The organism is Mammaliicoccus fleurettii (assembly GCF_003970575.1).
In the GTDB taxonomy this organism is placed as follows: domain Bacteria; phylum Bacillota; class Bacilli; order Staphylococcales; family Staphylococcaceae; genus Mammaliicoccus; species Mammaliicoccus fleurettii.
Genome location: NZ_RXWZ01000154.1, coordinates 1 through 9,543 on the forward strand (window position 1 = coordinate 1; position 9,543 = coordinate 9,543).

At 31.1% G+C, this 9,543-nt stretch carries 8 protein-coding genes and 1 riboswitch; of the genes, 3 read left to right on the top strand and 5 right to left on the bottom strand.

Going from position 1 to position 9,543, the window contains the following annotated elements; genetic code table 11:
* Window positions 1-199 precede the first annotated feature (199 nt).
* Window positions 200-1,138 carry a peptidoglycan release complex glucosaminidase SagB gene (gene sagB, locus CD129_RS10505; protein ID WP_078357584.1) on the top strand — a complete coding sequence of 313 codons (939 nt, stop codon included), beginning with the start codon at window positions 200-202 and terminating at the stop codon, window positions 1,136-1,138.
* Between the two features lie 848 nt (window positions 1,139-1,986).
* On the opposite strand, the gene CD129_RS10515 is transcribed toward sagB, so the two are convergent.
* The 5 genes from CD129_RS10515 to CD129_RS10535 all read right to left on the bottom strand — a co-directional run bounded on the left by CD129_RS10515 (window position 1,987) and on the right by CD129_RS10535 (window position 6,439).
* The gene (locus tag CD129_RS10515; RefSeq protein WP_115337305.1) at window positions 1,987-2,811 is read right to left on the bottom strand and encodes a DUF6612 family protein; all 825 of its coding nucleotides are present in this window, start codon (window positions 2,809-2,811) and stop codon (window positions 1,987-1,989) included.
* A 172-nt stretch (window positions 2,812-2,983) separates the two neighbouring features.
* Window positions 2,984-3,673: an ABC transporter permease gene (locus tag CD129_RS10520; RefSeq protein WP_078357582.1), complete on the bottom strand. Its 690-nt coding sequence runs from the start codon at window positions 3,671-3,673 to the stop codon at window positions 2,984-2,986.
* A 2-nt stretch (window positions 3,674-3,675) separates the two neighbouring features.
* Complete coding sequence (locus CD129_RS10525) at window positions 3,676-4,626, bottom strand: osmoprotectant ABC transporter substrate-binding protein (protein WP_115337306.1); 951 nt, start codon at window positions 4,624-4,626, stop codon at window positions 3,676-3,678.
* Window positions 4,627-4,641: 15 nt separating this feature from the next.
* Window positions 4,642-5,277, bottom strand: a complete 636-nt coding sequence (locus CD129_RS10530; protein ID WP_107509649.1) for an ABC transporter permease — start codon at window positions 5,275-5,277, stop codon at window positions 4,642-4,644.
* Between the two features lie 13 nt (window positions 5,278-5,290).
* Entirely contained in the window at window positions 5,291-6,439 is a 1,149-nt protein-coding gene (locus tag CD129_RS10535) for a betaine/proline/choline family ABC transporter ATP-binding protein (RefSeq protein WP_078357579.1), read from the bottom strand.
* Between the two features lie 259 nt (window positions 6,440-6,698).
* Here CD129_RS10535 and CD129_RS10540 point away from each other — a divergent pair, with 259 nt between their 5' ends.
* A complete protein-coding gene (locus CD129_RS10540) occupies window positions 6,699-8,213 on the top strand; it encodes an FAD/NAD(P)-binding protein (protein ID WP_115337307.1) in 1,515 nt (504 codons plus the stop codon).
* Window positions 8,214-8,299: 86 nt separating this feature from the next.
* Window positions 8,300-8,432: riboswitch (FMN riboswitch) on the top strand.
* Between the two features lie 146 nt (window positions 8,433-8,578).
* Window positions 8,579-9,543, top strand: a 965-nt coding sequence (gene ribD, locus CD129_RS10545) for a bifunctional diaminohydroxyphosphoribosylaminopyrimidine deaminase/5-amino-6-(5-phosphoribosylamino)uracil reductase RibD (protein WP_126577751.1), incomplete at its 3' end; no start/stop codon positions are given.

Here is a 9,543-nt window from a genome sequence, read left to right on the forward strand (position 1 = left end):
CCTTATAAATAAGCAAACATACTTTCATAGAATGTTTGCTTTTTTTTTTGAAATATAATAGTAATTAAAATGTAACATATTTATTTTTGAATATTATAGTCTAATCCTATAGAATATAGAGAGTGAACTTTTTTAAATTGTAAAAATTAGGTAATAGATTATGATTAAGTATAGGTTTACAAATTTTTGAGGTGAAACGATGAAAAATGCCAGGCTAGAAACAATTAAAAATGTAGTTGTATTATTATTAGTCTTATCAATTATTGTTGGCCTGTTTTATTATTTGATTTCAGATCATTTGAAGTTTTATGAAGTAGATAAACAAGAAGATAATGTAGAAGTACCATTAACTTTAAGTAAAGCAGTAAATAAACAATATAAAAATGATACTAAAATGCAAGTAGCAACAGAGTCAGGCAATTGGAAAAATGCTTCGAGAAGTGAAATTCATGAAGTAATGAATGTTGAAGAAATATTAAATGATGAAAAGCAAGTTTACCAATTCTTGAATTTATCTGAATATCAAGGTATTGAAGAAAAAAGAATCCATCATATGCTAAGAGAACAAGAAGTACTTGAAAAGTATACAACTGAATTTCTAAAAGCAGCTAAAAAAGAGCATGTGAACGAAGTGTATTTAATATCTCATGCTATTTTAGAAACTGGGAATCATCACAGTGAATTAGCGAATGGTGTATTACTTACAGATAAAGGTAAAGTGACGAAGTCTAAAGAAAAATCTGATGGCAAAAAATATTATAATTTTTATGGTGTAGGTGCATTAGATAATGATCCAATAGGTACTGGTGCAAGGTATGCTAAAAAACGAGATTGGGATACTCCGCAAAAAGCTATTTCAGGTGGAGCTAAGTTCATACATGACCATTATTTATCCAATCCAGACCAGAATACATTATATAGCATGAGATGGAATCCTAAAAAACCAGGTGTACATCAATATGCAACAGATATAAAATGGGCACAAAGTAATGCGCGTATCATATCAGATTTTTATGAAGAACTTAAGACAGAAGGAAAGTATTATATTGTATATAAATACAAAGATACAGACAAATCCTTGTCAGTAAAATCATTAGACGAAAAGCTAGATAAACAAGAAGAACAAAAAAATAAATAAAGCGTGCTTAGGAGATAAATCCTAACTCAAAATAAATAAGTATATCACTTAACTGATCGTTTCAGTTTTACAGTGATATGCTTATTTTTTATATTACGATTTTGTACGTGCATGCTTGCCTAGGGGTATGGTTCAAGCCTGTAGTCTCTCACCCATACGATTCCCTCGGGCGTCAGCACGTACAAAATCGTTACTAATAATCTATTTTTATACAATCTTACGATTTTGTACGTACATGCTTGCCTAGGGGTATGGCTCGAGCCTGTAGTCTCTCACGCATACTATTCCCTCAGGCGTCCGCACGTACAAAATCGTTGGAAATATATATTTAAATACGCATTCTTTCGGCGGTTAAGCTTATAAGAGGTACGTTAAAAGCAGATCTATGTAAAATTGCTGATAAGGGGTGCGTTAAAAGCAGATCTAGGTAAAATTGCTTATAAGAGGTACGTTAAAAGCAGTTCTATGTAAAATTGCTTATAAGAGGTACGTTAAAAGCAGATCTAGGCAAAATTGCTTATAAGAGGTGCGTTAAAAGCAGATCTAGGCAAAATTGCTTATAAGAGGTGCGTTAAAAGCAGATCTAGGTAAAATTGCTGATAAGAGGTGCGTTAAAAGCAGATCTAGGTAAAATTGCTGATAAGAGGTGCGTTAAAAGCAGATCTAAGTAAAATTGCTGATAAGAGGTTCGTTAAAAGCAATTCTAAGTAAAATTGCTGATAAGGGGTGCGTTAAAAGCAGATCTAGGCAAAATTGCTTATAAGAGGTACGTTAAAAGCAGTTCTAGAGAAGTAAAAAAGACCAACAAAGTCTGAACTTTGTTGGTCTTTTTACTATATCAAATTAACTTATGAAGCTTGGTTTGAACTACTTGATGATGACGAGCTTGAAGACCCGCCTTGTAAATCTTCTATTTTCTTAGCGTCTTTAGCTTCATCTGGAATTTTAATTTCTTTAACTTCATTTATTTTGTCATAAGTGACGTTTGTTTCCATATTTGCTGTTTCGTCATCTTTAGTTAATTTTGCATCTAATTTATATGAATCAATTTCGTTATCTTTATTTACTTTCAATACTGCTTTACCAGATACTTTATCAACTTCAGATTCGAATTGTTTAAGTTGGTCTTTGTTACCTGAAGCATTTGCTAGCTTAGTAAAATCTTCTTTGTTTTTGATGTCATATGTAAGTTCATAGCCACCGTCAACTTTTTTAGCTTTAGAATCTTTGAAGGAATTTAATGTTTTAGCGTATTTTTCATAATTAAGTTGTTCTAATGAGCTATCTATATTCATGTCTTCTACTTGAGAAGATAGGTCTACCCATTGGTCATCAACTTTTGCGATCATTTTTTTACCTTGAACGTAAATTGTCATTTTTTGACCAGCTTGATCCATTGCTAATTTAGCTGTTTCTTTTTCATCAACATCCATGCCGACTTTAACAGTTTGACTTTCTTGGTCTTTAGCAGATACTTTAATTTCATTATCTGTGTGATAACTTTTTACGTCTTTAGCATTGCTTTGTAAGTCTTTAACTACTTGACTTGAACTTTTTTTCTCTTCTTTTTTCTCTGATTTAGTATCAGAATCTGAACTATCAGATCCATTACCACAAGCCGCTAATATTAATGATGAAGATAAAAATAAACTACCTAATACTCTGAATTTCATACTAATTCCTCCTTTATATTTTAAACAATATTAACATTAACCAAATATTAATAGCAAAGATTTATATAATTACTTTTGGTATTAATAAAATTTATTTAAGTTTTTTCTTAGGTGAAAGTATGAAAATAACAATTGTAGCAGTAATTACTTTAAATAAAAATTTCATTTTTTATCACTCCGAAAGTGTTTGAGGTTGTGGTCCTTTTTGCTTTCTCTTAGTTGGATCTAGTCTTTTCTCGATATAACCTAATAATAAATCACTTAGTACAGCTAATAAAGCAGTTGGTATTGCACCTGCAAGAATAAGTGAAGTACCATCAGTAGCATTAGTTCCTCTGATTATGATATCACCAAGTGTTGATGATCCAATAAACGAACCAATTGCTGTAACACCAATTGCGATAACGAATGCAATTCTAATTCCGCCAATCATTACTGATAATGAGAGTGGAAGTTCAACCATTGTCAAAATTTGTTTAGAAGTCATTCCCATTCCTTTACCTGCATCTTTAATACCTGAATCTACATTTTTGATACCCGTATAAGTATTTTTAATAATTGGAAGTAGGGCATATAAGAAGACTGTCATAACAACAGTGTTAGCACCAAGTCCCATAACAAGCATTAAAATTGCTAGAAGTGCAAGTGCTGGCATAGTTTGAATGATGTTAGCTATGGAAATAATGAAACCTGACAATTTGGAATATCTAGCAATAAAAATTCCAATTGGTATACCTACTATAACCGCAAATAGCACACCATAAACAGAAATGAGTAAATGATCTAGAAATAGTTGAAATATATATCCGCCATTTGTTGCATAATAATCTACTAATTGTGACCATACATTTCCTTCAGCCATTATTACTCACCATCCTTTTTATCATCAAAATAATTGTTCTTTTCTAGAAACTCTTCTGCAACAAAAGCAGGTTCTTTAAGATTGTTGTCTGCTTCGTAGTTTAATTTTTGCATTTGTTCTGTAGATATTTTTCCTTTTAATTTGTTCATTGCACGGTCAACATATGGTTTTTCTTTTAATAAAGATTTTGAAACCAAAGGACTTGCATCATAAGGTGGGAAAAATTGTAAATCATCTTCAAGTACAACTAAATCATAACTAGCTATACGTCCATCTGTTGTATAACCTAATACGACATCCATTTTACCTGTATTTAGTGCATCATACACTAAACCAATTTGCATTGGTCTTGTTTTTTTGAAGTCGAAACCGTATTTTTCTTTAAATGCTGGATAACCATCACCTGGTCGTTTCATCCAAGATGAGTCAACACCAGCTTCTAGTTTGTTTGCAACTTTTTTCATATCTGAAACTTTTTTTAGATTATACTTCTTTGCTGTTTCTTTTGTAACCATCATGGCATAAGTATTTTCAAACCCGTAAGAACCATACCATTTTTGGTTGTAATCTTTATCAAATGCATCTCGTACTACTTTCAAAGCTTTTTTTGGATCTGTAATAGGGTCTTTACCTAAAGCGCCAGTTAAGTCAGTACCAGTATATCTTGCACTCGAAATATTAACATCACCATTATTCTGTGCGTTAAATGTAACTGTAGATGAACCTAAGTTATTAATGAGCTGAATATTTTTTTCGTCTACGTTATCTTTTTTTGCTTCATGTTCAATCATAAGTTTATCCATATGTCCCATTATTTGAGATTCACTTGTATTTTGCATACCAATTTTTACTGAGTTTTTATCACCTGAAGCTCCAAGAAAGGGTAGGGAACATCCAGATAAAATGATAGATAAAGCCATGATCGGCAATAACAATTTAAAATATCTATGCATGTTTCAATTTCCTCCTTATCTTGAAACTTTTAATCCTTTTGGTGTTACCCAATTTTCTATTTTGGATAATACAAAGTCCATAATAAGTGCGATTAATGTAACACTTATCGCACCACCAATTATTAAATCTGGTTGATACAAGTTTAAACCATTAAATATAAAGTCACCTAAACCACCGGCACCAATGAAACTAGCTAATGTTGCCCAGCTTATTGCATAAACGCTAGATAATCGAACGCCACTCATTATAACTGATATTGCTAATGGTAATTCGACCATAAACATTTCTTGGAATCTAGTCATACCCATACTTGAACCTGCTGCTTTTACATTTTTATCTACGTTTTTAATACCTATAAACGTATTATTTAAAATAGGTAATAAAATATAAATGAAAAGCGCAAGAATTGCAGGAAGTTTACCAACACCTAAGAAAGGTATCATTAAAGCTAATACTGCTAATGAAGGGACTGTTTGAAGAACACTGGCTATAGACAATACAACTTTGGCAATTGTTTTTGTTCTTGTTAACAATATGCCTAGAGGTATAGCTACTATCATAGCTAATAATAGAGCAGATAATGAAATATAGAAGTGTTCTAGTGTTTTTTGGATAAGTTCATTCCCATTAACTTGTAAAAATTCAATCACTATTATTCACTCCTTATTTTATATCACTTTTTTGTGCTTCTTCTTCAGATAATCCCCAAATTGAATCGTAAACGATATCAACTAAACTCGCTCTTGTTATAACACCTTTTATGTAATATTGATGATCTACGACAGGGATTAATCTAACATTTCGTTTTAATATAGTACGTACTGAATCTTGAAGCATTGTACCAGTTTTTACGGTATAAATATCTCGATGCATAATATCAATAATATCTGCACCTTTACGATGTCCTTCGTTTATATCTTCTATATCTATATAACCAACAAGCTTTCCTTTATCATTAGTAACAAATAAAGTATCGACACGTCTATCTCTCATTAAAATTACAGCTTCGTCGATTGTTTTTTCAGAAGTTATAGTAATTGGGCTCTTCATAGCGTCATCTACAACTCTTAAGTTAGGTCTGTCTTGTATTAATCTGTTTTGTCCGATAAATTCACGAACAAAGTCGTTAGCTGGATTTTTTAATATATTGTTCGGTGTATCAAATTGGATGATTTCACCTTGAGACATAATACAAATTCTATCAGCTAATTTAATTGCTTCATCCATATCATGTGTTACAAATATAATCGTTTTTCCTAGTTTTTGTTGTAATGTTTTAACTAGGTCTTGAAGTGTATCTCTTGTAATTGGGTCTAATGCTCCGAAAGGTTCATCCATTAAGATGATATCTTGATCAGCTGCTAAGGCTCTTACAACACCAATACGTTGTTGTTGTCCACCAGATAATTGAGATGGGTATAAATCTAAATAAGACTCAGGTAAGTCGACAAGTTCAATAAGTTCTTTAGCTTTTTTCTCTTTATCTTCCTTCGTCCATTTAAGTAATTTTGGAACTAAAACAATATTTTCACGTATTGTCATATGTGGCATTAATCCGATTTGTTGGATTACGTAACCAATATTCCTTCTCAAATTCACTGGATTCATCTTGCTTAAATCTTTTCCATTTAACATGATAGTTCCACTTGTAGGTTCTATCATACGATTGATCATTCTTAATGCAGTAGTTTTCCCGCTACCACTAGTACCGATAAATGCTATAAATTCACCAGTTTCAATTTCCATATTGATACTGTCTACTGCTTTTTTACCGCCACGATAAACTTTAGTTAAGTCTTCTATAGATAACATAACACTTCTCCTTTATCAAAATTCAAAATATTAACATTCATAATTATAACATATATGTTGCATATTTATAAAAGGTACTGATAGTATGAATTCTATGTTTATCTGAATTAGAAAAAAGGAATATTTAAATGAAAGCGACAAATTGAGAATCATATTATGATAAATTTATATAAAGAGAAAATATGGGGATAAAGTATAGATTTTAAAAGTATGCTAAATTTTTGCATATCATGCAAAATTAAAAACGGAGGCGTTTAATTTGAAAGTTGCAATTATAGGTATGGGTACAGCAGGCGTCAGTACACTTAATCAATTATCTAAGCATAAAAAATTCAAAAATATTACGGTAGATATTTTTGATAATGCTGAAGATATGGGAATGGGGAAACCATTTCAAAATGATAGTGATAGATTATTGATTAATTTACCAGCTAATCAAATGTCACTAGATCCACAAAACGAGAAAGATTTTAAAAAATGGTATAAGAAAAATGACGAATTTGATTATGGTAAAGCAAAATATTTACCAAGATTAGTATTTGGTCATTATATGAAATCCATTTTAAATAAATTGCTACAAAAACATGATAATATTTTTGTTCATAAGCATAAAGTTGATAGTTGTTATGTTGAAGAGATTAAAGATGAACGTGGACAATATAAAATAGATGTTTGCTATATAGAAGATGATGAAGCAGTCTGTCAAAAATATGATTATGTATTTTTAACAATTGGTATGCTACCTTATAAAGATCCTTATCAATTATCGGGATTATCAGGTTATATTGAATCACCTTATCCTACTACTCGAGCTTTACGTAATGTGAAACAAAATGATGATATAGCAATTATAGGTACTGGGCTAAGTTCTGTAGATGTTATTAGATATGTCATGGAAAATCATGAGCGTTTGCCTTTAGTTGTAACATCAAGAAATGCGCAATTTCCTAGTGTGAGAGGGATAAGACATGAAATTGATTTGAAATATATAAATGATAAAGCAATTGAAAAATTCAAAAAATCACATAAAGGTGTAGTGCCTTTAAAAGATGTAGAAAAATTATTTAAAAAAGAATGTGAATATCAAAATATTAACCTACAGAAAATGTTATATCGATTCAAAAAAGATAATGTATATAACATGAAATATGACTTAAGACATGAGGATGAAGTTGGACATTTTCAATCTTTTATTGAAGAAGTTAAACATCATATGATTCCACTTTGGAACGCTATGACTATCGATGATAAGAAAGCATTTTTAGATAAATATGGTCATCACTTTAAACGCAATGCTAATCCTATGCCACAATCGTCTGCAAAGCAGTTAATTGACTGGATTGAGAACGGTGATATTATCGTTAAAGAAGGATTAGAAAATGTACGAAAATATTACGGTAAATTTAGAATAAAATATAAAAATGTAGAAAATGAAGACAGTTATCATTATGTAATTAATGCTACAGGACCTAAAAAACACTTATCTGAGTTGACTGAAGATGAACATTTTATAAAAGGGCTAGAAAACAAACAAATCATAGCAGCTCATCCATTCGGAGGTATTCTTGTACTTCCATATACAAATGAAGTTATTAGTCCTAAGTTTGGAACAATGCCTAATTTAAAAGTGATTGGTCAATTAACAACTGGTGTGAATTTTGATGTAAATGGTGTTTCATTATTAGTTGATCAATCCGTTCGAGCTGTAAAAGACTTGTATATTGAACTAGAAGAAAGAAAAAAAGCTAAAAAGGTTCAATCCAAAAAGAAGTAAATCTATAAGAATATTAATTTGTAATTCTTAGTATTATAGTATAAAATGGCTACATCAGTGATTACTGATGCATATAATTTAATAATATATTCTTTCGGGGCAGGGTGAAATTCCCAACCGGCGGTATAAAGCCCGCGACCCATAAATGAGTTTTTGTTTATGGCTGATTCAGTGTGATTCTGAAGCCGACAGTTAGAGTCTGGATGGGAGAAAGAATAGACGACAGCGTATTCTATACGCTTATTTCGTTATATTAAAATGTTAATGTCTTTAATAATAAAGGCTTATTTCCTGATACATTTTTTACTCCCAACCACCGAAAATTCAATTTTCTGGTGGTTTTTTTAATTTTAGGAGGAACTTAAATGAATCAATATTTAGAATTTGCTATTGATTTAGCAGACCGTTTACAAGGTCAGACTGGGACAAACCCTTCAGTTGGTGCTGTAATCGTTAAGAATAATAGAATTATCGGATTCGGTGCACATTTAAAAAAAGGTGAGTCTCATGCGGAAATTCAAGCTTTAAAGATGGCAGGTACTCAAGCAGAAGATGCTACTATTTACGTTTCGTTAGAACCATGTTCTCATTATGGGCTAACACCGCCATGCTCTAAAGCTATTATAGATAGTGGCATTAAATCAGTTGTATATGCGGTGAAAGACCAATCTTTAAAAAATAGTGGACATGAAATGTTACAAGAAGCTGGAATTGAAGTATCGCATGAGCCTTCTGAAAGAGCTCAAGCTTTATATAATAGTTTTTTTCAACAACAAAACACTAAACTACCATTTGTAACGTTAAAAATTTCTACAAGTATGGATGGAAAAGTTGCAACTGATGCCAAAGAAAGTAAATGGATTACATCTAAAGAAGTGAAACAAGATGTGTTGAACTTAAGAAGTCAGCATGATGCCATTATTACGGGTGGTATGACAGTGCGTGAAGATGATCCATTGTTAACAACTAGAAGCGAAGAATTAAAAGACCCTAAACGAATTATTTTAACTCAACAATCTGATTTTAATGAAGAACTAAAGATTTTTAAGGATGAAAACAATCCTGTAATTGTTATGTCAGATTCTAACCATTTCAAAGTAAATGAAAATCAAAACATCGAAATAGTAAATAAAGAAGGATCAAATTTAAAAAATGTTCTATATCAACTTTATGAAGCAGGTTATGCTCAAATCATGGTAGAAGCAGGTCCGACATTAGTAAGTAAATTTATAGAACAAGATTTAGTAGACCAATTAATTATTTATCAAGCCCCGAAAATGATTGGTGGTCAAGGAAAATATCAATATTATCAAACCAATGATGTTTATCC

Excerpts from the sequence above, each read along its gene's own strand:
- CD129_RS10525 (WP_115337306.1), bottom strand. The coding sequence starts at position 4,626 with ATGCATAGATATTTTAAATTGTTATTGCCGATCATGGCTTTATCTATC.
- CD129_RS10520 (WP_078357582.1), bottom strand. The coding sequence starts at position 3,673 with ATGGCTGAAGGAAATGTATGGTCACAATTAGTAGATTATTATGCAACA.
- CD129_RS10515 (WP_115337305.1), bottom strand. The coding sequence starts at position 2,811 with ATGAAATTCAGAGTATTAGGTAGTTTATTTTTATCTTCATCATTAATA.
- sagB (WP_078357584.1), top strand. The coding sequence starts at position 200 with ATGAAAAATGCCAGGCTAGAAACAATTAAAAATGTAGTTGTATTATTA.
- CD129_RS10535 (WP_078357579.1), bottom strand. The coding sequence starts at position 6,439 with ATGTTATCTATAGAAGACTTAACTAAAGTTTATCGTGGCGGTAAAAAA.